This is a genomic window from Pseudomonas sp. OV226 (genome assembly GCF_003148705.1).
GTDB lineage: Bacteria > Pseudomonadota > Gammaproteobacteria > Pseudomonadales > Pseudomonadaceae > Aquipseudomonas.
The window spans coordinates 159,684-181,539 of the sequence record NZ_QGGS01000006.1; the positions used below are offsets into that span (position 1 = coordinate 159,684).

The 21,856-nt window shown below is 58.3% G+C and carries 24 protein-coding genes; 9 read left to right on the plus strand and 15 right to left on the minus strand.

Annotation, left to right across the window (positions count from 1 at the left end; translation table 11 throughout):
- Nucleotides 1–95: 95 nt before the first annotated feature.
- The gene (locus C7534_RS13590; protein ID WP_046028987.1) at nucleotides 96–1,031 is read right to left on the minus strand and encodes a glutathione S-transferase family protein; all 936 of its coding nucleotides are present in this window, start codon (nucleotides 1,029–1,031) and stop codon (nucleotides 96–98) included.
- Nucleotides 1,032–1,312: 281 nt separating this feature from the next.
- Here C7534_RS13590 and C7534_RS13595 point away from each other — a divergent pair, with 281 nt between their 5' ends.
- Nucleotides 1,313–1,768, plus strand: a complete 456-nt coding sequence (locus C7534_RS13595; RefSeq protein WP_109786056.1) for a Panacea domain-containing protein — start codon at nucleotides 1,313–1,315, stop codon at nucleotides 1,766–1,768.
- Between the two features lie 6 nt (nucleotides 1,769–1,774).
- Nucleotides 1,775–2,221 carry a hypothetical protein gene (locus C7534_RS32330; RefSeq protein ID WP_146206171.1) on the plus strand — a complete coding sequence of 149 codons (447 nt, stop codon included), beginning with the start codon at nucleotides 1,775–1,777 and terminating at the stop codon, nucleotides 2,219–2,221.
- Nucleotides 2,222–2,317: 96 nt separating this feature from the next.
- Here C7534_RS32330 and C7534_RS13600 read toward each other — a convergent pair whose 3' ends face one another.
- The 4 genes from C7534_RS13600 to C7534_RS13615 all read right to left on the minus strand — a co-directional run bounded on the left by C7534_RS13600 (nucleotide 2,318) and on the right by C7534_RS13615 (nucleotide 5,221).
- Nucleotides 2,318–2,638, minus strand: coding sequence for a GIY-YIG nuclease family protein (locus tag C7534_RS13600; RefSeq protein ID WP_109786057.1), 321 nt, complete (start codon nucleotides 2,636–2,638; stop codon nucleotides 2,318–2,320).
- A 39-nt stretch (nucleotides 2,639–2,677) separates the two neighbouring features.
- Complete coding sequence (locus C7534_RS13605; RefSeq protein WP_046028983.1) at nucleotides 2,678–3,148, minus strand: nuclear transport factor 2 family protein; 471 nt, start codon at nucleotides 3,146–3,148, stop codon at nucleotides 2,678–2,680.
- A 113-nt stretch (nucleotides 3,149–3,261) separates the two neighbouring features.
- Nucleotides 3,262–4,572, minus strand: coding sequence for a CynX/NimT family MFS transporter (locus tag C7534_RS13610; protein WP_077430828.1), 1,311 nt, complete (start codon nucleotides 4,570–4,572; stop codon nucleotides 3,262–3,264).
- The gene (locus tag C7534_RS13615; protein WP_046028979.1) at nucleotides 4,562–5,221 is read right to left on the minus strand and encodes a FadR/GntR family transcriptional regulator; all 660 of its coding nucleotides are present in this window, start codon (nucleotides 5,219–5,221) and stop codon (nucleotides 4,562–4,564) included. The genes C7534_RS13610 and C7534_RS13615 overlap by 11 nt, the downstream gene beginning before the upstream one ends.
- Before the next feature lie 167 nt (nucleotides 5,222–5,388).
- On the opposite strand from C7534_RS13615, the gene C7534_RS13620 reads away from it, so the two are divergent.
- Both C7534_RS13620 and C7534_RS13625 read left to right on the plus strand, forming a co-directional pair.
- Entirely contained in the window at nucleotides 5,389–5,700 is a 312-nt protein-coding gene (locus C7534_RS13620; protein ID WP_109786058.1) for a type II toxin-antitoxin system MqsR family toxin, read from the plus strand.
- Nucleotides 5,697–6,185, plus strand: coding sequence for a type II toxin-antitoxin system MqsA family antitoxin (locus C7534_RS13625; RefSeq protein ID WP_046028975.1), 489 nt, complete (start codon nucleotides 5,697–5,699; stop codon nucleotides 6,183–6,185). Before C7534_RS13620 ends, C7534_RS13625 begins: the two co-directional genes overlap by 4 nt.
- Nucleotides 6,186–6,250: 65 nt before the next feature.
- On the opposite strand, the gene C7534_RS13630 is transcribed toward C7534_RS13625, so the two are convergent.
- From C7534_RS13630 to C7534_RS13645, 4 genes are all read right to left on the minus strand, one after another.
- Nucleotides 6,251–7,015 carry an amino acid ABC transporter ATP-binding protein gene (locus C7534_RS13630; RefSeq protein WP_007944823.1) on the minus strand — a complete coding sequence of 255 codons (765 nt, stop codon included), beginning with the start codon at nucleotides 7,013–7,015 and terminating at the stop codon, nucleotides 6,251–6,253.
- Nucleotides 7,016–7,025: 10 nt separating this feature from the next.
- A complete protein-coding gene (locus C7534_RS13635) occupies nucleotides 7,026–8,123 on the minus strand; it encodes an amino acid ABC transporter permease (RefSeq protein ID WP_109786059.1) in 1,098 nt (365 codons plus the stop codon).
- Nucleotides 8,124–8,133: 10 nt separating this feature from the next.
- Complete coding sequence (locus C7534_RS13640; protein ID WP_109786060.1) at nucleotides 8,134–9,315, minus strand: amino acid ABC transporter permease; 1,182 nt, start codon at nucleotides 9,313–9,315, stop codon at nucleotides 8,134–8,136.
- Nucleotides 9,316–9,380: 65 nt separating this feature from the next.
- Nucleotides 9,381–10,412, minus strand: coding sequence for an amino acid ABC transporter substrate-binding protein (locus tag C7534_RS13645; RefSeq protein WP_046028970.1), 1,032 nt, complete (start codon nucleotides 10,410–10,412; stop codon nucleotides 9,381–9,383).
- A gap of 469 nt (nucleotides 10,413–10,881) precedes the next feature.
- Here C7534_RS13645 and C7534_RS13650 point away from each other — a divergent pair, with 469 nt between their 5' ends.
- The 5 genes from C7534_RS13650 (at nucleotide 10,882) to C7534_RS13670 (ending at nucleotide 16,197) form a co-directional block, all read left to right on the plus strand.
- Complete coding sequence (locus C7534_RS13650; protein ID WP_109786061.1) at nucleotides 10,882–11,538, plus strand: alpha/beta hydrolase; 657 nt, start codon at nucleotides 10,882–10,884, stop codon at nucleotides 11,536–11,538.
- Nucleotides 11,539–11,634: 96 nt separating this feature from the next.
- The gene (gene rhlB, locus C7534_RS13655; protein ID WP_077430831.1) at nucleotides 11,635–13,122 is read left to right on the plus strand and encodes an ATP-dependent RNA helicase RhlB; all 1,488 of its coding nucleotides are present in this window, start codon (nucleotides 11,635–11,637) and stop codon (nucleotides 13,120–13,122) included.
- Between the two features lie 139 nt (nucleotides 13,123–13,261).
- Nucleotides 13,262–14,209: an ornithine cyclodeaminase family protein gene (locus C7534_RS13660; protein WP_077430832.1), complete on the plus strand. Its 948-nt coding sequence runs from the start codon at nucleotides 13,262–13,264 to the stop codon at nucleotides 14,207–14,209.
- A 144-nt stretch (nucleotides 14,210–14,353) separates the two neighbouring features.
- Complete coding sequence (locus C7534_RS13665) at nucleotides 14,354–15,481, plus strand: NAD(P)/FAD-dependent oxidoreductase (RefSeq protein WP_046028964.1); 1,128 nt, start codon at nucleotides 14,354–14,356, stop codon at nucleotides 15,479–15,481.
- Between the two features lie 89 nt (nucleotides 15,482–15,570).
- Nucleotides 15,571–16,197, plus strand: a complete 627-nt coding sequence (locus C7534_RS13670) for a helix-turn-helix transcriptional regulator (protein ID WP_046028962.1) — start codon at nucleotides 15,571–15,573, stop codon at nucleotides 16,195–16,197.
- A gap of 124 nt (nucleotides 16,198–16,321) precedes the next feature.
- Here the strand turns inward: C7534_RS13670 and C7534_RS13675 are convergent, their stop codons facing one another.
- From C7534_RS13675 to C7534_RS13700, 6 genes are all read right to left on the minus strand, one after another.
- Entirely contained in the window at nucleotides 16,322–17,098 is a 777-nt protein-coding gene (locus C7534_RS13675) for an ABC transporter substrate-binding protein (RefSeq protein WP_046028961.1), read from the minus strand.
- A 292-nt stretch (nucleotides 17,099–17,390) separates the two neighbouring features.
- A complete protein-coding gene (gene moaE, locus C7534_RS13680; RefSeq protein ID WP_109786062.1) occupies nucleotides 17,391–17,843 on the minus strand; it encodes a molybdopterin synthase catalytic subunit MoaE in 453 nt (150 codons plus the stop codon).
- Between the two features lie 3 nt (nucleotides 17,844–17,846).
- Entirely contained in the window at nucleotides 17,847–18,089 is a 243-nt protein-coding gene (gene moaD / locus C7534_RS13685; protein ID WP_109786063.1) for a molybdopterin converting factor subunit 1, read from the minus strand.
- Nucleotides 18,086–18,559, minus strand: coding sequence for a cyclic pyranopterin monophosphate synthase MoaC (gene moaC / locus C7534_RS13690; protein ID WP_077430837.1), 474 nt, complete (start codon nucleotides 18,557–18,559; stop codon nucleotides 18,086–18,088). Before moaC ends, moaD begins: the two co-directional genes overlap by 4 nt.
- Before the next feature lie 236 nt (nucleotides 18,560–18,795).
- Nucleotides 18,796–20,190 carry a PhoH family protein gene (locus C7534_RS13695; protein WP_046028950.1) on the minus strand — a complete coding sequence of 465 codons (1,395 nt, stop codon included), beginning with the start codon at nucleotides 20,188–20,190 and terminating at the stop codon, nucleotides 18,796–18,798.
- Nucleotides 20,191–20,525: 335 nt separating this feature from the next.
- Nucleotides 20,526–21,650, minus strand: a complete 1,125-nt coding sequence (locus C7534_RS13700) for a polysaccharide deacetylase family protein (RefSeq protein WP_109786064.1) — start codon at nucleotides 21,648–21,650, stop codon at nucleotides 20,526–20,528.
- Between the last annotated feature and the right edge of the window lie 206 nt (nucleotides 21,651–21,856).

A 21,856-nucleotide genomic window follows, 5' to 3' on the forward strand; every position in this document is an offset into this window, starting at 1 on the left:
AGGAGCCTGGCTTGCCCGCGATGGCCGCGACTCGGTCTAACAGTCACACCGCGTAATCGTTCATCGCGGGCAAGCCATGCTCCCACAGGGGCAGGTCAGTGTTTCTCGATGCGGAATCCGAACCGTGGAAAGTGCACATGCACCACGCCGCCACGCTCGTCTTCACGACGCAGAATCAATTCCTCGCTGCCCGCGAACACTAATTCCCCGGCCACCGGATCAACGCCATAATCGGTTGCGGCAATGACCACCTGCTGGCCCGCCTCAAATCCATTGGGCTCATCGAACTGCTCATCCGGCAGTGCCGCTGGCGTGCTATTGCGCGCGATCTCCAGCGCCTCTTCGGAGGTCATCTCGCTGAAGGCACCGTGCCCGAAACCCAATACTCGCGCGTGCCACGCGGCAACCGCCGGGTAAGCATCCACCAGCGGTGCAGTGACCGGGGTGGCTTTGAGGAACCAGAGGCAATGCGCCAGGGCGAAGTCGGCAATCGACGGTTCGCCGAACAGGAAGTCACCCTGCTCGCGCTGCAATTGCAGCTCCAGCCGCGACATGATCGTGGGCCACTGGTGCCGCGCCTGCTCGGCGGACAATCGGGTCGCACTACCGCCACTGAACAATCCAGCGCGGTCAGCGAGAAACGCCTTGATTGCTTCCGGCGACAACCTGCCAAATCTGACGGCGATCGATTCCGGCTGAAACACCAGGCTGACCGCATGCTGGAACACCACCGAATCGGCCCATGCAGCGAGGGTCGCGGCAATCATTTCCTGACCTTCCGGGAAGAACGCCGGCAAGGCTTTTTCCTGTTCCAGTCGACGGGCGATCAGCGACGTGTCGCAGTAAATATCCGCCCCGATCTGCAATACCGGCGTCTTGCGGTAACCGCCAGTCAACGCCGTCAGATCGGGTTTTGGCATCACCGGCGAGATGTTCACCGAGCGCCAGGACAGCCCCTTGAAGCCCAATAACAGACGGGCCTTTTCGGCAAAGGGGGACGTCGGGTAATGGTGAAGAATCAACTCGGACATGCTCGGCTCCGCCGCACGGATTAGGAATCCGCAGCTTAGCGCGCAATCCGCACGCGGCCTACAGATCTGCCTGATGGGAACCTATCAGTCAGGTTGATAAGCCCGCAGCAGCACTCGCCACCAGACATTTCTTGGCTAAGAGAGGCACAAGTCAGTCAGTTGGCGGCCTTGAAACATGCCGACCATCGGCAGACCACTGTACATATAGACATATAGGTTTATATCCGGCACATTTCGCCCCCATTGTTATAATTTGGGTCTGCAAACCCAAGGAGATTGAAATGCCTGCTCAACACATCCCGGTCCGGGCTGTCGATGTAGCGGCCGCCATTCAGGAGCGAATGGGGGAAATGACAGCAATGAAGCTTCAAAAACTTGTTTACTACAGCCAGGCTTGGTCACTTGTTTGGGATGAGGCACCGCTCATAACGGAGCAGGTGCAGGCGTGGGCAAATGGCCCAGTAATTCCTGAGCTCTACACCGCTCATAGGGGGCTTTACTCAGTCGCACCAGGCCAGATCGAAGGCGACTCGGGCAAACTCGACAAAGACCAACTTGAAACGATTGAAGCCGTGTTACAGCACTACGGTGACAAGCACTCTCAATGGCTAAGTGACCTCACACACGCAGAAGACCCATGGAAAAATGCTCGCCAACAAGCTGGCTTGACGGACGGCGCGCGAGGCAACGTTGAAATCAGCCAAGCGGCTATGGCCGAGTATTACAGCTCTTTGTGAGGCTTTATGGCGAAGGGATCGCAAAAAAAAGTACCAAAAACCCGCGTAGCTCCAACTTTCGACAAACCTGCAAAGCACCCCCACTCGCGAGAGATGCCAATATCCGGCATTTCCTGGCGCTTCAGCCGCATCGATAAAGGCGGTCCTTTTTCATGGTCTGATCTCGCAGAACCCACTGACTACAAAGCTGTAATGGAACGCTTGCACTGCGTTGAAACGATGTGCGCACGGGAGATACGAGAAAGCGGCTCGCATGACATCGATATAGTCGACTTGTCGAAGGGAGCACGACATCGACTCCAAGAAATCCAACAAGACGACATTGATTCCCTGATGTCATTTCGTATCACCGGCGCAAAAAGAGTTTTTTGTATTCGAGAGCGTGAAGTCATGCGCGTTCTTTGGTATGACCCGGACCACCAAGTCTGCCCTTCACTAAAAAAACACACTTGAACCATGCTCGTTTGATGCTTTGGGCACTCGCATGCTAGCAACGGCATCCTCATCTAAGTGCATCGCTTCGAAACTCCTACGATCTTGGTCAACTTATCAAATCGATAAGCCCGCAGCAGCACTCGCCACCAGACATTCCTTGGCACTTTTCTTGAGTTTTTTGATCAGCCGTTCCTGTCGTAGCGCTTCGCTTTTATCGCGACAGACTTCGGTGTAGACCAAGGCCACGGCAGGGCTGGACAGGAAAAACCGCGCGCCCTTGCCGCTCTGGTGAGTGGCGAAGCGACGCACGGGATCGTCGCTGATCCCGCAGTAGAGCGAACCATTGGCCGCGCGAACGAGGTAGACGAACCAGGGTTTGCTGACGGGCAGCGCCGGTTCGGCGGCAATGTCGGAAGATTCGCTCTGGGTGTTCACGTGACGATCAAGGCTTGTAGGAAACAAGCCGCGATCTTATCAGCGACTGGCCTGGAATGCCTTCAGCCCCTTCAGGGCTTGAGCTCGCACGGCGTTTCTGACCAGAGGTGTCCAGCCCAGAATCAGCCCTTTGAAACCCAGCGCCTGGCGGGACCAGGTCCACAGGTCGAAGCTGTCGTGATGTTCGCAAATCTTGCCATCGCGAAATATGAAGCGGGCCTGAATGTCGTTGACCACGGTGTTGCCAGTCTGGCTGAACAGATACGTCGCGACCCAATGCGCACCGCCGGTGCGCTCGTCGGCCCGCACGTTATCGAACGTCAGGGAGAAATCCTTCGCCCGGGTGGTGAGCATGCGCCACATGTCGCCGGCGTCGCGGCCGCGCAGTTCACCGAACGCCGGATCACTGAACACCACGTCGTCGGTATAGCAGGCGCTCATGGCCTCGGCATCCAGACGCTGGAAAGCTTGATAGAACCGGGTGATCAATTCGTTGTGGGCATCACTCATGGGCAGACTCCCTGTGCTTGCAAAATGGCCTTGAAAGATTGCCTGCACGATAGTCTGCAACGGAGCGAAACACTATCGGCATTCGCGGGCCGAATACCGACAGTGCGCAGGCGTCAGACTTTTTCGCTTTCGACTCGAACGTACAGCGAACGTCCTGCACCGAGCCCGGCAACAATTGCACCGAGACCAATCACGCCAAAGATCCAGCCCAGCGCCGTCCAGCCGCCGGTCCAGTCATGCACGATACCCACCGCGAACGGTCCCATTGATGCCAGGGTGTAGCCGAACCCCTGGGCCATGCTCGACAGGTTGGCCGCGACATGCGAGTCCCGCGAGCGCAGCACAATGAGGGTCAATGCCAGACTGAACGTGGCGCCCTGCCCCAGACCGAGCAGAATCGCCCAGCCCCACAGGCCTTCAATCGGCGCATACAGACAGCCGAACAGGCCGCCGAGGGTCATCAGCATCACTACCACAATCGCCAGGCGCTGATCCTTGCCGCGTGTCGCCAGCCAAGGCGCCGCCAGTGAACTGACCAACTGAACAATCACCGAACCTGACAGCACCAGACCGGCTTGTGTCGGCGTCAGGCCACGGCCGATCAGGATCGACGGCAACCAGCCAAACACGATGTAGGCCAGGGAGGATTGCAGCCCCATGTACAAGGTCACTTGCCACGCCAACGGATCACGCAGTAGCCCGCGAACCCGGTAAGCGACATTGTGTGCACCGTGTTTCTGGCCGCCCACTTGCGGCAACCAGAAGATCGCCGCGATCAATGCTGGCAACACCCAGAAGCCAAGACCCAAGGCCCAGCTTTTGTCGAAATGCTCGCTCAGTGGCACGGTCGCACCTGCGGCCATCGCCGCCCCCAGACACAAAGCCATGGTGTAGACACCGGTCATGGTGCCGGCCTGTTTCGGGAAATCTCGCTTGACGATACCGGGCAACAAAACACCGATCACACCAATGCTCGCACCAGCCAGCACACTGCCGGCGAACAAGCCTGTCTGGCCAAATGAGCTGCGCAAAATGATCCCGCCCGCCAGCATCAGCAGAATGCCCAACACCACCCGCTCGGCACCAAACCGTCGCGCCAGCACCGGCGCCAACGGCGCGAACAAGCCGAGGCACAGCACCGGTAAAGTCGTCAGCAGGCCGGCCTGGGCAGCCGACAAACCGAGGGTCTTCGAGACCTCGCTGAGCATCGGCGCCATGCTCGACAACGCCGGGCGCAAGTTCAACGCCACCAGGATCAGCCCCAGTAACAACAGCCATGGCCGGCGCAGTATCGGGTGACTTTGCTGGACTTGTTCGTCATCCGCTTCGGCGTCAATCAGCAGCTCTTCGAGCTCCGTCGTGCGCTTGGATTGGGCGAGGTTGTTTTCGCTGCTGGACATGGGCTTCCCGGTTTCAAGGTTCATTGATCAACTGCCTCGACAAGGCTTTGGCCCGCTCCGGGTCACGTTGTTCGACGGCATCCAGCAGCTCGATATGCAGGTCGAATACTTCCTGGCGTCGCGGGGTGATATTCAGGGTCTGGCGCAATTGCGCGCCGATGACGCTGGAGAAATAGCGATACAGCTCGCTGAGCGTCGGGTTGTGCGCGGCATCCACCAGACGGCGGTGGAAGACCAGGTCGCAGGCGATGTAACTGTCGAGATCGCCGTGGTAATGACGGCCGCTGACGCCGAGTGCCTCGCGCAACGCCACCAGGTCTTCATCCGTTCTGCGTAACGCAGCGAGACCGATGGCTTCAACTTCGAGGATGTGCCGCGTTTCGCGGGCCTGCTCATGGGAGCAGCGGGACAAGGCTTTCATCGTGTCCAACGGATCGATCACGGCCCGCAGGTAACTGCCGTCGCCCTGGCGGATTTCGATCAATCCGGAAAACGCCAATACACGCATGGCTTCGCGCACCGTGTTGCGGCTGATGCCCAGTTCGGTCGCCAGTTCCGGTTCGGTGGGTAGACGTTGGCCGACGACCCAGACGCCTTGCGTGATACGAAGGCGTAGCTGGTCCAGCGCTTGGTCGACCAAGGATCGCTTGGTCAATGGAGAAATGTCTGACATGGAATTCGCCCTTTCATCCAATCATAGGATGAATTTTCTGACATGTTAGTCAGCTACGTGTAGGACGGCAACCGCCTACGGTCAGAGAGAAGGAAATGGAGCGGGATTTTCGATTGGTCAAAATTACCCTTTAAGGGTAATTTCAGGGATAGGGTTCACAGCTTCTTATGGAAAAGAACACACCCCACTACGCCTTGTCAGTCATCAAGGACGAGGTAAGAAGGCAAGGAGCCAAAGCGTTTACTCAAGTCGCATTGAGATCTGGCACGCAAATGGGATTGCACCTGCGAGATATGGAATCAATCATTTGCTCGCTGGAACGCCGAATGCTCTACAAGTCAATGACGTGCTACTCCGATCACCGAAGGTGGCAGGATGTTTACCACACTACATTTCGTGAAATGGAGCTCTACATCAAAGTGACCTACTGCCCCAACGGTGGGCCCCCGGTGATCTCTTTCAAGGAGCGGAACTTATGAACACGCGGCAATGCATGAGTTGTGGCACTCGACATGCCATGCAACATTTCGAAGGTCGCAGCCTCAGTGTCGACTACAAGAACGTATCACGCTGGGTGCACGATATCGCCGGCTGGGAGTGCAAGGTATGCGGTGAAATCATTTTCGATAATGAAACTGACAGCGCCGAGCGCTATTCCGACGCTGGCGATAAATTGCTCGAAGACTGCTTTCAGACCATGGGCGCGGAGATGAAACGCATCCGCCGAAAATTACATCTCACGCAGAAGGAAGCGGTGAAGCAGCTTTCCGGTGCTGGCCACAATGCGTTCTCACGTTACGAGCGCGGCGAACTTCCACCCCCTCAAGCGTTGTTCACGCTGATGCGCCTGCTGGATCGGCATCCTCACTTGCTGGCTGAAATACAAGCCATGAACGAAGGTTCCGACTTGAAGCGACTGCTGGCAGCACGCTTCCCGGAGCAGGAAACGGTACTGGCGTCCTGACCCCGAATATCAGCCAAAAATAAACCCGGAACACTGTCCGGGTTTATTTCACTGCCTGGCTTCGATCAATGCAGGATCTGGCTCAGGAACATCTTGGTCCGCTCATTCTGCGGGTTATCGAAGAAGTCGTTCGGCGCGGCCTGTTCCACGATTTCACCCTTGTCCATGAAGATCACGCGATTGGCCACGGTACGGGCGAAGCCCATTTCGTGGGTTACGCAGAGCATGGTCATGCCGTCTTCAGCCAGGCCGATCATGGTGTCCAGCACCTCTTTCACCATCTCGGGGTCGAGCGCGGAAGTGGGTTCATCGAACAGCATGATTTTCGGTTTCATGCACAGCGCGCGGGCAATCGCCACACGCTGTTGCTGACCACCGGACAGTTGCCCCGGGAATTTATGCGCCTGCTCCGGAATGCGTACGCGCTCCAGGTAATGCATGGCGATTTCCTCGGCCTGGCGCTTGGGCATTTTGCGTACCCACATCGGCGCCAAAGTGCAGTTCTGCAGAATGGTCAGGTGCGGAAACAGATTGAAGTGCTGGAACACCATGCCGACTTCACGGCGCACCGATTCGATCTGCTTGAGGTCGTTGGTCAGTTCCACGCCATCGACCACGATGCGCCCCTGCTGGTGTTCTTCCAGTCGATTGAGGCAACGGATGGTGGTGGACTTGCCGGAACCCGACGGGCCGCACAACACAATACGCTCGCCCTGTTTCACGTTCAGGTTGATGTCTTTCAACACGTGAAACTGGCCGTACCACTTGTTCACGCCCTGCATCTGAATAATGCCTTCAGGGCTCACAGGCTTTTTGATTGCTTCGCTCATTACAGAACTCCTAACGCTTGTGGCCAGTGTCGAGCTTGCGTTCCAGATGCATGGAATAGCGCGACATACCAAAACAGAAAATCCAGAACACCAGGGCCGCGAACACATAACCTTCAGTAGCCATGCCCAGCCATTTCGGGTCGGCGGCGGCTTGTTTGACGCTGTTGAGCAGGTCGAACAGGCCGATGATGATCACCAGGCTGGTGTCCTTGAACAGCGCAATGAAGGTGTTGACGATGCCGGGAATGACCAGCTTCAGGGCTTGCGGCAGGATCACCAGGCCCATGCTGCGCCAGTAACCGAGGCCCATCGCGGCAGCCGCTTCGTACTGACCTTTTGGAATCGCTTGCAGACCACCGCGCACCACTTCGGCCACATAGGCCGACTGGAACAGGATCACGCCGATCAGCGCCCGCAACAGTTTGTCGAAGCTCATGCCTTCAGGCAGGAACAACGGCAGCATCACCGACGACATGAACAGCACCGTGATCAACGGCACGCCGCGCCAGAATTCGATGAAGGTCACGCAGACCACGCGAATCGCCGGCATGTTCGACCGACGGCCCAACGCCAGGACAATCCCCAGCGGCAACGCACCGGCAATCCCCACGGTGGCGATCACCAGGGTCAGCATCAGCCCGCCCCACTGGCTGGTTGCCACGTTGGTCAAGCCGAAGATGCCGCCATGCAACAGGAAGTAGGCAATGATCGGGTACAGCACCAGGAAGCTCAGCGCGTATACCGCTTTACGGTGAAAGCGCGAGATGAACAACGGTGCAATGCCGATGACGGCCAGCCACACGGTCATGTCCACGCGCCAGCGCAGTTCCGGTGGGTAGTAGCCGTACATGAACTGACCAAAACGCTGTTGGATAAACACCCAGCAGGCGCCTTCCTTGGTGCAGTCGGCGCGGGTCGTGCCCACCCAGTTGGCGTCGAGGATGGCCCAGTTCAGGATCGGTGGGACGACCAGGTAAATCAGGTAAAACGCGAACAGGGTCAGCAAGGTGTTGAGCCAGCTGGAAAACATGTTCGCGCGCATCCATGCAACCACACCGATGCTGCTGCTCGGTGGAGGCATGTCAGGTTTGAAAGTATGAGTACTCATGCGCTTTTCCTTACCGCTCGATCAGCGCAATGCGCTTGTTGTACCAGTTCATCAGCAGGGAGATGCTGATACTGATCGCCAGGTACACGCTCATGGTGATGGCAACCACCTCGATCGCCTGCCCGGTCTGGTTCAGCACCGTACCGGCAAACAACGAAACCATTTCCGGATAACCGATACCGGCCGCCAGCGAGGAGTTTTTCGCCAGGTTCAGGTATTGGCTGGTGAGCGGTGGAATGATCACGCGCAAGGCTTGCGGGATGATCACCTTGCGCAGCGTCGGACCGTTGCGCAGGCCAAGCGAATGCGCCGCTTCGGTCTGGCCGTGGCTGACCGACTTGATGCCCGAACGCACGATTTCGGCGATGAACGCCGCGGTGTACACCGTCAGGGCCAGGGTCAACGCCAGCAATTCCGGGATCAGTACCCAGCCACCGATGAAGTTGAAGCCTTGCAGCTTTGGCATTTCCCAGTGCAGCGGCGCGCCGAAAATCAGTGCGCACAGCGCCGGTATCACCAGGAACATCGCCAGACCGGTCCAGAATTTGTGGAACGGTACACCGGTCTCTTCGAAGCGCTTGGTCGCCCACCGGCTCATCACCACGATGGCGACGATGGCCACCACAACGCTCGCCACAAACGGCCAGAACCCGTCCGCCATCAGGGCGGCCGGCATGTTCAGGCCGCGGCTGCTGACGTAGAAGGTGTCGCCGAAATTATGACTGTTACGCGGCCCCGGCATCGTCAGGAACACCGCGAAGTACCAGAACAGGATTTGCAGCAGTGGCGGAATATTGCGGAAGACTTCCACATACACCGTCGCTACCTTGCTGATGATCCAGTTCTTCGACAGCCGTGACACGCCGACGATGAACCCGAGGATCGTCGCCAGGATCACGCCGATGAAGGTCACCAGCAGCGTGTTGAGCAAGCCGATGACAAACACTCGGGCATAGGTGTCCGATTCGGTGTAGTCGATCAGGTGTTGAGCGATGCCGAAACCGGCACTGCGCTCCAAAAAGCTGAAACCGGAGGTAATGCCCCGGTGCTGAAGATTGGTCTGGGTGTTATCAAACAGATACCAGCCCATCGAGACCACCGCCACGATGGTGATGATCTGAAATAGCCACGCACGCACTTTGGGATCGCTGAGGCTAAGCCTCTGCTTTGGTGCGCCGATTGAATTTTGCATGAAGTGCCCCGGATGTAATGGAACAGAACATCACCCGGTGGTTGGCCCACCGGGTGATAGAACCATCAGCGCACTGGTGGTGCGTATTGAATGCCGCCAGCGTTCCACAGAGCGTTCAGCCCGCGGTCGATTTCCAGCGGAGTGTTCTTGCCGAGGTTCTTCTCGAACACTTCGCCATAGTTACCGACTTGCTTGACGATCTGGACGACCCAGTCTTTTTTCACTTTCAGGTCTTTGCCGTATTCACCGTCGGTGCCCAGCAGACGAGCAACGTCCGGGTTCTTGGTGCCTTTGGCTTCAGCTTCGACGTTTTTCGAAGTGATACCGGCTTCTTCAGCGTTGAGCATGGCGTAGCCAGTCCAGCGCACGATGGCCAGCCATTCGTCGTCGCCGTTACGCACGACAGGGCCCAGAGGTTCTTTGGAAATGGTTTCCGGCAGAACCACGTAGTCCTTCGGCGAGGCCAGCTTGCTGCGCTGGGCGAACAGCTGAGACTTGTCGGAGGTCAGTACGTCGCAACGACCGGACTCGAGCGACTTGGCGCTTTCGTCAGAGGTGTCGAACGTGATCGGGGTGTATTTCAGACCGTTGCCGCGAAAGTAGTCGGAAACGTTCAGCTCGGTGGTGGTACCGGCCTGGATGCAGATGGTTGCACCGTCCAGCTCCTTGGCACTCTTGACGCCCAGCTTGTTGTTAACCAGGAAGCCGATGCCGTCGTAGTAAGTGATGAAGCCAGGGAATTTCAGGCCCATGCCCGCGTCACGAGAGCTGGTCATGGTGGTGTTGCGCGACAGGATGTCGATTTCGCCCGACTGCAGCGCAGTGAAGCGCTCTTTGGCGTTCAACTGGCTGAACTTCACTTTGGTCGCGTCGCCGAAAACGGCAGCGGCCACAGCACGGCAATAGTCAGCATCGATACCAACGATCTTGCCAGTGGAGTCCGGAACCGAGAAACCCGGCAGACCGTCACTTACACCGCACTGTACGAAACCTTTCTTCTGCACTGCATCCAGGGTTGCACCCGCCTGAGCGAACCCGCTGACACCGAGTACTGCGGCTGCAGTCACGATGGCCAGGGTGGATTTCAACATCTTCATTCAAACCTCCAGTTTTGCTCTTGTTGTGTCGGAGCTTGAGTCCTGCCGCACCCTTTTGAGGCGTAATTGACCCCTGTTGATTTTTTTTAGGGTCAACCGACGTAAGGACCTGCGCTATGAGTCTAGTAGGAGAAAACCCACATCATGGATTACTCACTTCTCACCAATCGGCCGAACGGGCTGTAGCCCTTTCACGCTCGCTAAGCCCGTAACGGCCACTGGCGAACATCCATCACCGGATTCTTTGCTATCCCACCACCAACAATGGCCTGATAGTGTTACCGACAGGCGTGGGATTGTTCGTGCAGGTTTTCCCATAGCAAGGCCCGTACCAGACCGCCTGCTGAAGCGTTTATGCGACAGGTCAATAGCAAAACTTGTAGCCTTGCGACATCTTGTTAACTGATCAACCAGACGCGCACCCGGATCTCGCACTCAATGAGAGCGCGCGCACAACTATGGAGCAGCCATGACCGAGCCCCTTATCCTTGAACCCGTGAAGGCCGCAGACGCCTGCGTTATATGGCTTCACGGCCTGGGTGCCGACCGTTACGACTTCCTGCCGGTGGCGGAAGCGTTGCAGGAAACCCTGCTGAGCACCCGATTCGTTTTGCCCCAGGCGCCGACCTGTGCCGTCACCATTAACGGCGGCTACGAGATGCCGAGCTGGTACGACATATTGGCCATGAGCCCAGCACGCTCGATTAACCGTGAACAGCTGGAAGCGTCGGCGGACAGGGTCATTGAATTGATCGAAGCACAGCGAGCGAGCGGAATAGACGCCTCGCGGATTTTTCTGGCAGGCTTTTCCCAGGGCGGTGCCGTGGTGTTGCACACCGCATTCCTGAAATGGCAGGGGCCATTGGGTGGCGTAGTTGCCCTCTCCACTTATGCCCCGACGTTCAGCGATCAGCTTGAGCTTTCAGCCAGCCAGCAACGCATTCCCGTGCTGTCGTTGCACGGTCAATTCGATGACGTGGTGCAAAACGCCATGGGCCGCTCTGCCTATGAGCATTTAAAGCAGCGTGGTGTCACCGTGACATGGCAAGAGTACCCAATGGGTCACGAAGTGTTACCCGAAGAGATTCGCGACATTGGCACCTGGCTCGCAGAGCGTTTGCGTTAACGTTCAGGTGAAATACCGCCCTTTGATCATCCCACTACGCCGCGCCCGATTCTTGCATTACACTGGCCGGCGTACATTCCTTAACCAATTGATGAGATGACCGTGCTCAAAGCACTCAAGAAAATGTTCGGTAAAAGCGAGGCTGAGCAGCTCGCGCCAGTTCCCAGCGCTCCGTCTCATACTCCCAGCCACCGCACCGACGGTAATCAGCCTGGCCGGACCGCAACCGTAGCGGCACCGAAACACGAGCCGATGACCACACCGGCCACTCCCTCTGCCCCGGCGACTGCCGATGAGCAGCCGCGTAGCGAAGCGCCAAAACCGGCAAAACCGCGTCGCGAACCCAAGCCAAAAGCCTCTGTCATTCCCTGGAAACTCGAAGATTTCGTCGTCGAACCCCAGGAAGGCAAAACCCGCTTCCACGATTTCAAACTCGCCCCGGAACTGATGCACGCCATCCAGGACCTTGGCTTTCCGTACTGCACGCCCATTCAGGCGCAGGTGCTTGGCTTTACCCTGGCGGGCAAAGACGCCATCGGTCGCGCCCAGACCGGCACCGGCAAAACCGCGGCGTTCCTGATTTCGATCATCACCCAACTGCTGCAAACCCCGCCGCCGAAAGAGCGCTACATGGGTGAGCCGCGGGCGCTGATCATTGCGCCAACCCGCGAACTGGTGGTGCAGATCGCCAAAGACGCAGCGGACCTGACCAAATACACCGGCCTCAACGTCATGACGTTTGTCGGTGGCATGGACTTCGACAAGCAACTCAAGCACCTCGAAGCCCGCCACTGCGACATCCTCGTCGCCACCCCGGGCCGCTTGCTCGACTTCAACCAGCGCGGCGACGTGCACCTGGACATGGTCGAAGTCATGGTGCTGGACGAAGCCGACCGCATGCTCGACATGGGTTTCATCCCGCAAGTGCGTCAAATCATTCGCCAGACGCCGCCGAAGAACGAGCGTCAAACGCTGCTGTTCTCCGCAACCTTCACCGAAGACGTGATGAACCTCGCCAAGCAATGGACCACCGACCCGTCGATCGTCGAGATCGAAGCGCAGAATGTGGCCAGCGAAAACGTCGAGCAGCACATCTACGCCGTTGCCGGTGCCGACAAATACAAATTGCTCTACAACCTGGTCAACGACAACGGTTGGGAGCGGGTGATGGTCTTCGCCAACCGCAAGGATGAAGTGCGACGCATTGAAGAGCGTCTGGTGCGTGATGGCGTCAACGCCGCGCAACTGTCTGGCGATGTACCGCAGCACAAGCGCATCAAGACCCTGGAAGGTTTCCGCGAAGGCAAGATCCGCGTTCTGGTCGCCACTGATGTGGCCGGTCGCGGCATTCACATCGACGGCATCAGCCACGTGATCAACTTCACCCTGCCGGAAGTCCCGGACGACTACGTGCACCGCATCGGTCGTACCGGCCGGGCGGGCGCTGATGGCGTGTCCATCAGTTTTGCCGGGGAGGACGACTCCTACCAGTTACCGTCCATCGAGGCGCTGCTGGGTCGCAAGATCAGCTGTGAAACACCACCGACGCATCTGTTGCGGGCGGTTGAGCGCAAGCGCCCATAACCGGGCACTTGAAGAAAGAGGCGCAGCCGGCAACGGACTGCGCTTTTTTTTCGTCTGGTTTTTTTCAACAGGAGCTTGCCCGATACAACTAAAAGTCCATAATGGACAAATTAGTTTAGTTCAGTGTCCGGAGCCGACCATGTCCAGTACGCCTTATGTGATCACCCAACCTCAGGCTCGCGAGCTGCTGGCCAGGGTCGATGTGCCGCAAATCCTGCGCAAGCTGTTCCGCGACCTGGCTGCCGGGCAAGCGGTGCAACCGGCACAGCAACTGGTGGAATTCCCTCAGGGCGCGGGCGATTTCATCAACTACCTCGGCGTACTGGCGCAAGACGGTGTCTACGGGGTTAAAACCTCACCGTACATCGTCCGCGAACAAGGCCCGCTGGTGACCGCGTGGACCCTGCTGATGTCGATGCAGACCGGCCAGCCGCTACTCCTTTGCGATGCCGGTGAATTGACCACCGCACGCACGGCCGCCACCACCGCCGTGGCGGTCGATGCACTCGCCCCTTTAAAGGCTCGGCGTCTGGCGATCATCGGCAGCGGCAAAGTTGCCCAGGCACACCTGCACTACGTCAAAGACCTGCGCGACTGGCAGAGCATCACGCTGTATTCGCCAAGTCTGAGCGACAAGCAACCCGAAGTATTGGCGCACCTCAACAGTCTCGACCCACGCCTGGTCATCGTCGACAGTCGCGAAGCGGCCACCGGGGACGCCGACGTGATCATGCTGTGCACCTCGTCCGCAGGGCCGGTGATCGACCCGTCAAGCTTGAGTAAACCGGCGCTGATCACCTCCATCAGCACCAATGCCCCACGCGCCCACGAAGTTCCGCCGCAGAGCCTCAATGACATGCAGGTGTTCTGCGACTACCGTGTGACCACACCAGGGTCGGCCGGTGAAATGCTGATTGCCGGCGAGCAACATGGCTGGGACAAGCAGGCGATTGTCGGCGACTTGCCTGACTTGCTGAGCGAAAAGGTACAGCGCCCCGATTACAGCCGGCATGTGTTCTTCCGCTCCATCGGCCTGGGCCTGGAAGACATCGCGCTGGCCAATGCCATTTACCAATTGCAGCGTTAACCCTCCGTTTCTGTAGGAGCAAGGCTTGTCCGCGATTGCATCACCGCGGCTAACCTGAATGCCCGCGGCGTCTGCATCGCGGACAAGCCTTGCTCCTACAGAAAACCATTTACTCCGGCCTTTGCGCCCCATCAGGAGACGTTCATGAGCCAGGCAGACTTCATCATCATCGGCGGCGGGATTGCCGGGGCTTCCACCGGTTTTTGGCTCTCGCAGCAAGCCAGGGTGATTGTGCTCGAACGCGAATCGCACCCGGCCTATCACTCCACCGGACGTTCCGCTGCGCTGTACACCGCCGCCTACGGCACTCCCCAGGTTCGCGCACTGACCCAGGCCAGCCGCGACTTCTTCGACGCACCACCGCCCGGTTTCTGCGAACACCCGCTGCTGACACCACGGGGCGAGATGACCGTGGATTTCACTGGCGATCCCACTGAATTGAACAATCAATACCTCAGCGCCAAAGCCACCGTACCTGAGATGCAACTGCTCAGCGCCGACGAAGCCTGCGCGCGCCTGCCGATTCTGCGCCGGGAAAAAGTCCATGGCGCGATCTACGACCCCACCGCCAGCGACATCGACACCGACGCCCTGCATCAGGGGTACTTGCGCGGCATTCGACGCAACAAAGGCGAAGTCCTGACCGACACCGAAGTGCTAGGCCTGGCCCGGAACGCCGAAGGGATGTGGCAGGTAACCACTAACGGCCAGACCTTCAGCGCCCCCGTCATCATCAATGCCGCCGGTGCCTGGGCCGACAAAATCGGTGCACTGGCCGGCGCCCGGCCGTTGGGCCTGCAACCGAAACGACGTGCCGCTTTCATCTTCGCCGGTCCCGACGGCGTGGACATCCACCATTGGCCGATGCTGGTCAGCCTCGATGAATCGTTCTACATGAAACCCGACGCGGGGATGTTCCTCGGTTCGCCCGCCAATGCCGACCCGGTAGAGCCGCACGACGTGCAGCCCGAGGAGTTGGACATCGCGATGGGCATCTACCAGATCGAAGAAGCCACCACCTTGACCATTCGCCGTCCGACCCGCACCTGGGCTGGCCTGCGCAGCTTCGTACCCGACGGTGATTTGCTCTCCGGCTTCGACCCGACAGTGCCAGGGCTGTTCTGGGTCGCTGCACAAGGCGGTTATGGCATTCAGACGTCACCCGCCATGGGCCAGGCCAGCGCAGCATTGGTGCGCGGCGAAGCCTTGCCGGAGCCACTCAGCCGTTTCGGGCTGGACGCCGGCATGCTCTCCCCCGCTCGCCTGGGCTGATCACCTGCTCAGGTGACGTGTCGACACGATTGCGGCAAACTTCACGCGCCCTTTTTGCAGGGCGCTGACGCTGCCTGGAGCTCCACTGTATGAACGCACCTGAAAAAGACCCGGCGCTGGACAATTACCGAGCGATCGCCGATGCCATCGCCACGCTGTTTTTTCCTCATGCCGAGGTGGTGCTGCATGACCTGCGCACGCAAAAGATCGACTACATCGCCAACAATCTGTCAAAACGCGAAATCGGCGATGACGCCGCGCTGGAGGACATGCTCAGCGACGATGTCAGCGAAACCAACATCGGCCCTTACGAAAAGCTTAATTGGGACGGTCAGAAGATTCGCAGTTTGAGCACGGTATTGCGCGACGCAGAAGGTCACCCGCTCGCGGTGCTGTGCGTCAACCTGAACATCTCGCTGTTCGAAAATGCAAAAGCGGCGCTCGATCTATTCCTGTCGCCGTCCAAATTGATCCCGCAGCCGGATTCACTGTTTCGTGATGACTGGCAGGAGCGCATCAACACCTTCCTGCACGCCTGGCTGCGCGAACGTCAGTTGAGCCTTAACCTGCTGACGCGCGATCACAAACGCGAACTGGTGCTGGCGCTGCACGCCGAAGGCGCCTTCAAGGGCAAGAGCGCTTCGAACTATGTGGCCAATGTGCTGAACATGGGACGGGCGACGGTTTACAAGCATTTGAAGGAATTGAAGGGCTGAAGATTTGCAGTGATTGCTCCGGCCCAATCGCGGGCAAGCCCGCTCCCACAATGTTCGAGTCGTGCACAACATACATGTGCATCACTGAACCTGTGGGAGCGGGCTCGCCCGCGAAAGCGATTGATCAGTCGCCGTAGATATCGGACTTGAAGTACTTGTCGGAAATCTTCTGATACTCGCCATTGGCACGAATACCATCAATGGCAGTGTTCAGCTCACTGACCAGCTCACCATTGCCCTTGCGCACCGCGATCCCCGCACCCTCGCCAACGTATTTCGGGTCCTTCAACTCCGGCCCGACAAACGCATAGCCTTTGCCGCGCGGCATCATCAGGAAGTCATTGAGGGGAATGGTGTCGGCAAAAATCGCATCGAGACGACCGGCGGCCAGGTCCATGTAGATTTCTTCGTTATTGCCATAGCGCTTGACGTTGATGCCCTTGGGCTCAAACACCTCGGTGGCATATCGGTCAGTGGTGGTTGCCCGCTGCACGCCGACAGTCTTGCCCTTGAGGCTGGCGTACTGGTCATCCACGACAGCGCCGTCCTTCATGACCAGACGCGAGGAAGTGAAGTAATACTTGTGGGTGAAATCCACCGACTTCTTGCGGTCTTCGTTAATGGTCATGGACGACAGGGCCATGTCGATTTTCTTCACCTTCAGAGAAGGAATCAGACCGTCGAACTCGCCTTCGACCCACACACATTTGACCTTCATCTGCGCGCACAGGGCATTACCGATGTCGTAGTCGAAACCGACGATCTCGCCTTTGTCGGTTTTGGAAGCGAACGGCGGATAGGCGGCTTCGATACCGATGCGCAGGGTTTTATCAGCGGCGAACAGCGAACTGCACGCCAACAGGCTCAGCGCCAGACCGGTAATGAGGGGGAGTTTCTTCATGTTCGTTCTCTCGCAGGTTGTTGTTGGTTTGGCAAGACAGAGGAAAGAGCTGAAACAGGGAAATATCTTTTTTGTACTTATATTTCCATACTGGACTTTAATGTACAAATCGTCAATCGGGCGCGCGCACCTCGCACCGGCCGATGGTCGGGAGGCGAGTCAGCGAGAATTGATCGTTCCCACGCTCTGCGTGGGAATGCCTGAACGGACGCTCTGCGTTCGGCTCTGAAAGGGACGCGGAGCGTCCCGGGATGCATCCCCACGCAGAGCGTGGGAACGATCAACGCAGGAACTACTTGTTCCAGCGATCCGCCGCCGCATGATCGCTGTCACGCCCTTCCACCCAACGCGGGCCGTCGCTGGTGTTTTCCTTTTTCCAGAACGGCGCGCGGGTTTTCAGGTAATCCATGACAAAGGCACAGGCATCGAAGGCGGCCTGACGATGGGCGCTGGCGGCGCCAACGAAGACGATCGGTTCCCCCGGCTCCAGGGCGCCGATGCGGTGCAACACTTCCAGCTTCAACAGCGGCCAGCGTTGCTCGGCTTCGATGGCAATTTTGCCAAGCGCTTTTTCGGTCATGCCCGGGTAGTGTTCAAGGAACATCCCGGCCACATCGAGGCCGTCATTAAAGTCGCGCACGTAGCCGACAAAACTCACCACCGCGCCCACGCCCACATTGGCAGCGTGCATGGCGTTGACTTCGGCACCCGGATCGAACGGCGCAGGCTGCACGCGAATCGCCATGGCTCAGCCCCCGGTCACGGTCGGAAAAAACGCCACTTCATCGCCATCGCTGACAGGTTCGTCGAGCTGGCACAGGTCTTCGTTGCGGGCGCACATCAAGTTCTGCTCGCTCAATACATCGGCGCCGTCACGTTGGGCCAACTGCGCGCGCACGTCATCAACCGTAGCGAAATCGCCTTGAACCTTTACCGAGTCCACACCGAGCGCTTCACGGTAACGAGCAAAAAACTTCACGGTGACGTTCATGATGGATCCGCCTGGAAATGACCGCTCTTGCCGCCGACCTTCTCCAGCAGTCGCACGCTTTCGATGGTCATGCCGCGATCCACAGCCTTGCACATGTCATAGATAGTCAGGGCTGCCACGCTGGCGGCGGTCAGCGCTTCCATCTCGACGCCGGTCTGCCCGGACAATTTGCAGCGCGCAACGATGCGCACGGTATCGTCGCCTTCGGCACTGAGTTCGACTTTGACCCCAGTCAGCATCAGCGGATGGCACAGAGGAATCAGATCGCTGGTTTTCTTCGCCGCCTGAATGCCGGCAATACGCGCCACGGCAAACACATCCCCTTTGGGATGACCGCCACTGACGATCATCTGCAACGTTTCGGGCAGCATGCGCACCAGCGCTTGGGCCGTCGCTTCACGGAACGTCACGGCTTTTTCGGTGACGTCGACCATGTTGGCGCGACCTTGGGAATCGAGATGAGTCAGCACAGGGTTACTCCTGATCAGGAGCGTCGATTGTAAACCTGCGGGTCAATTTTCCGCACGTTTGATTGCAAGATCACATTGAACCCTGTGGGAGCGTGGCTTGCCCGCGATGGGATCAACGCGTTATGCCTGAGGCACCGCGGTGTCTGCATCGCGGGCAAGCCACGCTCCCACAGGGTTTGCATTCATCCATAAAAAAACCGGGCGACCTTTGGGGCCGCCCGGTTTGGGTTGAGCAGTTACAAATGCGACTCTGCGTATTCGGCCAGAATCGAACGAGGCACCCCTTGCAGGGTGATGTGCACACCGTTGGGGAAGTCTTTGAAGCGTTCGGTCAGGTAGGTCAGCCCGGAGCTGGTCGCGGACAGGTAAGGGGTGTCGATCTGCGCCAGGTTGCCCAGGCACACCACTTTGGAACCGGCGCCGGCACGGGTGATGATGGTTTTCATCTGGTGCGGTGTCAGGTTCTGGCATTCATCGATCAAAATCAGACTCTGCTGGAAGCTGCGACCTCGGATGTAGTTGAGGGATTTGAACTGCAACGGCACTTTGCTGAGGATGTAGTCGACGCTGCCATGGGTGTTTTCGTCATCCATGTGCAAGGCTTCGAGGTTGTCGGTGATAGCGCCCAGCCATGGCTCCATTTTTTCCGCTTCGGTGCCGGGCAGGAAGCCGATCTCCTGGTCCAGGCCCTGCACGCTACGAGTGGCAATGATTCGGCGATAGCGTTTGCTGACCATGGTCTGCTCGATCGCCGCCGCCAGCGCGAGGATGGTTTTACCCGAACCGGCTGCACCGGACAGGTTGACCAGGTGGATATCAGGATCGAGCAAGGCATACAGCGCCAGGCTCTGATAGATGTCACGCGGTTTCAGGCCCCAGGCTTCCTGATGCAGCAGCGGTTCCTGGTGCAGGTCGAGGATCAGCAAACGGTCTTCTGCAATTTCCTTGATCCAGCCGACAAACCCCTGCTCATCAATGATGAACTCGTTGATGTGCACCGCCGGCAGGTTGTCAATCAACTGCACCTCGTGCCAGGTGCGGCCATGGTCCTGACGGGTTTCAACCTTGCTCACACGGTCCCAGAAAGAGCCGGTCATGTTGTGGTAGCCGTTGGGCAGCAATGAAACGTCGTCAACCAATTGGTCGGTGCTGTAGTCCTCGGCCGCGATCCCGCACGCCCGGGCCTTGAGGCGCATGTTGATGTCTTTGGTGACCAGCACGACAGGCAGCTTGGGCGAGCGCGCGTGCAGATCGATCAACTGGTTGATGATGATGTTGTCGTTCAGGTGCTCGGGCAGAATGATATTCGGCTCGGTGCGCTTGCTCATCAGAATTGACAGCAAACCCTTGGGCCCACTTTTGCCACGCTGGATCGGTACACCAAGCTCTACGTCTTCAGGACTGGCATCGCCCAGCGTCTTGTCGATCAGGCGAATCGCCTGACGGCATTCCGCAGCCACGCTGTGATGCCCGCTCTTGAGCTTGTCCAGCTCTTCAAGGACGGTCATCGGGATGGCGACGTGGTGTTCTTCGAAATTGAGCAGCGCGTTTGGATCGTGAATCAATACGTTGGTATCGAGTACATAAAGGATTGGCTGGTTGGAAGAAGAGCTACGTCCGTGATCATCCATACTCGGTCACCTTTGTGGGAGCCAGTAGACGCAATACCTGGGCGGTGCTGCGCCTCGAAGTGGCCGCCGAATCTCACCTGCGGAGAATCAAGTGACTGCAAACAAACGGGTCTTGGAAGACGCCACCTGTGTTGCAGGTTTCGGCGGTCTGTCTTCGTAATACTCCAAAACATGTGACAGAAAAAAGCACTTTGACGTTTTTTTGAAGTTTATTTTTCAGAATGACCAATAGCACTTGGCGGACTGCCACCACCCGTTTAAAGTCGGAAGTCCGCCTGCTGCGAAACCCCTCAAAAAACCGCCTTTAGCCCAATGTTTACGGGCACTTTCCATTTTCAGCGAAACGCGTCCTGACAATCCTCCCAACCGATCCCGCTTTGCGCCGTTTGCGTAATGAGCCAGGGCATCGCCGTTTTCACCGCGTCCTGCTTCACATTGAAATTGATCACGCCGTGGCGCCACAGCAGCATCAGCGTCAGCACACGCTGCGCGCTGGGGTTGCCCTTGAGCTTGCCCGCCCCGTCCTGTGCATCGATATCCCACAACGCCACCTGCAAGCCCTGGGCCTTGAAGAAGCCTTCGGCATCGGAGCGACGTTGACCGTCGGGCGGGCGAAACAGCGGTACATAATTTTCCGGCAATTTGCTTTTGACCAGCTCGACGCTGCGTCGCACCGAATCCTGCCAATCCTGCCAGTGACTATGGGAGCGGAACTCCCAGCCCTGCACGCCGATGCATTGCTGCGAGTACATCGCTTGCAGGCTCGCCACCGAGCGCTCGGCCAGACGCGCCTGAATATCCTTGCCGAGGACGAAGAACGTGCCGCTCATGTTCGATTTTCGCAGGTACTCGGCGACCCAGCCGGTGTTGTCGGGGGCGACGTTGGCCGCGCTGTCGAAGGTCAGCAAAAACAACCGGTCATGCATCGCATCGCCGTTGCGCTCGTAGTCGCCAAAACGATCGACTTCACTGCTGGTCTGCGGAAACAGAGCAGCCTTGCGCAATTGCTCGTCCAGGTACTGCGCGTGGAACAAACGGCTCGGCTCGGCCCACTTGATGTAGTAGCTCTCGTCGCTGACCTGGAACTTGGCCGCTTGCCCGCGCAGGGTTTCCATGTCCTCGACCAGGAAACAGAACGAAGCATCCTGATCACAGCTTTGCTGGGCGAAGTTGTAGTTGGTCAGCAGGCGCTGCCACAGACGCTGGCGCAGTTGGTTGACCGCTTCCAGATTGATCTTGCGCAACCCCAGGCGCTGGGCCAGTGCCGGTTCATCCAGCGACTCGCTGGCCAGCAGCACCCGTGCAAACATGAGGATTTCGCCCCGCGACGCTACGTCGAACAGGGTCGGGCTGGTGAGCTTTTCAGGCCAGGTGCTGCGATCAAACGTCGCCAGATCGCCCGGCGCCGCCAAGGCACCAAAGCTCAACAGCCAGGCTGAAAAAATAAAAACGATACGCAATGGGATGTCTCCATAACAAAACCCGCGCCGCACTATATATCGAGACGATCAAAAGAGCGCAGCCTCGCGTTGCTCGACAGCGGCTACACCTTGATTAACGCCTCTTCGGACGCTCCGCGTCCGCTTCGACGGTGACGCGGAGCGTCACTGGCTGCATTCCCACGCAGAGCGTGGGAACGATCACCGTCCGGCACCTATCACGTTGA

Bases quoted from the DNA above. Each gene is read 5' to 3' on its own strand.
- C7534_RS13590 (WP_046028987.1), bottom strand. From the start codon at position 1,031: ATGTCCGAGTTGATTCTTCACCATTACCCGACGTCCCCCTTTGCCGAA.
- C7534_RS13595 (WP_109786056.1), top strand. From the start codon at position 1,313: ATGCCTGCTCAACACATCCCGGTCCGGGCTGTCGATGTAGCGGCCGCC.
- C7534_RS32330 (WP_146206171.1), top strand. From the start codon at position 1,775: ATGGCGAAGGGATCGCAAAAAAAAGTACCAAAAACCCGCGTAGCTCCA.
- C7534_RS13605 (WP_046028983.1), bottom strand. From the start codon at position 3,148: ATGAGTGATGCCCACAACGAATTGATCACCCGGTTCTATCAAGCTTTC.
- C7534_RS13610 (WP_077430828.1), bottom strand. From the start codon at position 4,572: ATGAACCTTGAAACCGGGAAGCCCATGTCCAGCAGCGAAAACAACCTC.
- C7534_RS13615 (WP_046028979.1), bottom strand. From the start codon at position 5,221: ATGTCAGACATTTCTCCATTGACCAAGCGATCCTTGGTCGACCAAGCG.
- C7534_RS13620 (WP_109786058.1), top strand. From the start codon at position 5,389: ATGGAAAAGAACACACCCCACTACGCCTTGTCAGTCATCAAGGACGAG.
- C7534_RS13625 (WP_046028975.1), top strand. From the start codon at position 5,697: ATGAACACGCGGCAATGCATGAGTTGTGGCACTCGACATGCCATGCAA.
- C7534_RS13630 (WP_007944823.1), bottom strand. From the start codon at position 7,015: ATGAGCGAAGCAATCAAAAAGCCTGTGAGCCCTGAAGGCATTATTCAG.
- C7534_RS13635 (WP_109786059.1), bottom strand. From the start codon at position 8,123: ATGAGTACTCATACTTTCAAACCTGACATGCCTCCACCGAGCAGCAGC.
- C7534_RS13640 (WP_109786060.1), bottom strand. From the start codon at position 9,315: ATGCAAAATTCAATCGGCGCACCAAAGCAGAGGCTTAGCCTCAGCGAT.
- C7534_RS13645 (WP_046028970.1), bottom strand. From the start codon at position 10,412: ATGAAGATGTTGAAATCCACCCTGGCCATCGTGACTGCAGCCGCAGTA.
- C7534_RS13650 (WP_109786061.1), top strand. From the start codon at position 10,882: ATGACCGAGCCCCTTATCCTTGAACCCGTGAAGGCCGCAGACGCCTGC.
- rhlB (WP_077430831.1), top strand. From the start codon at position 11,635: ATGACCGTGCTCAAAGCACTCAAGAAAATGTTCGGTAAAAGCGAGGCT.
- C7534_RS13660 (WP_077430832.1), top strand. From the start codon at position 13,262: ATGTCCAGTACGCCTTATGTGATCACCCAACCTCAGGCTCGCGAGCTG.
- C7534_RS13665 (WP_046028964.1), top strand. From the start codon at position 14,354: ATGAGCCAGGCAGACTTCATCATCATCGGCGGCGGGATTGCCGGGGCT.
- C7534_RS13670 (WP_046028962.1), top strand. From the start codon at position 15,571: ATGAACGCACCTGAAAAAGACCCGGCGCTGGACAATTACCGAGCGATC.
- C7534_RS13675 (WP_046028961.1), bottom strand. From the start codon at position 17,098: ATGAAGAAACTCCCCCTCATTACCGGTCTGGCGCTGAGCCTGTTGGCG.
- moaE (WP_109786062.1), bottom strand. From the start codon at position 17,843: ATGGCGATTCGCGTGCAGCCTGCGCCGTTCGATCCGGGTGCCGAAGTC.
- moaD (WP_109786063.1), bottom strand. From the start codon at position 18,089: ATGAACGTCACCGTGAAGTTTTTTGCTCGTTACCGTGAAGCGCTCGGT.
- C7534_RS13695 (WP_046028950.1), bottom strand. From the start codon at position 20,190: ATGGATGATCACGGACGTAGCTCTTCTTCCAACCAGCCAATCCTTTAT.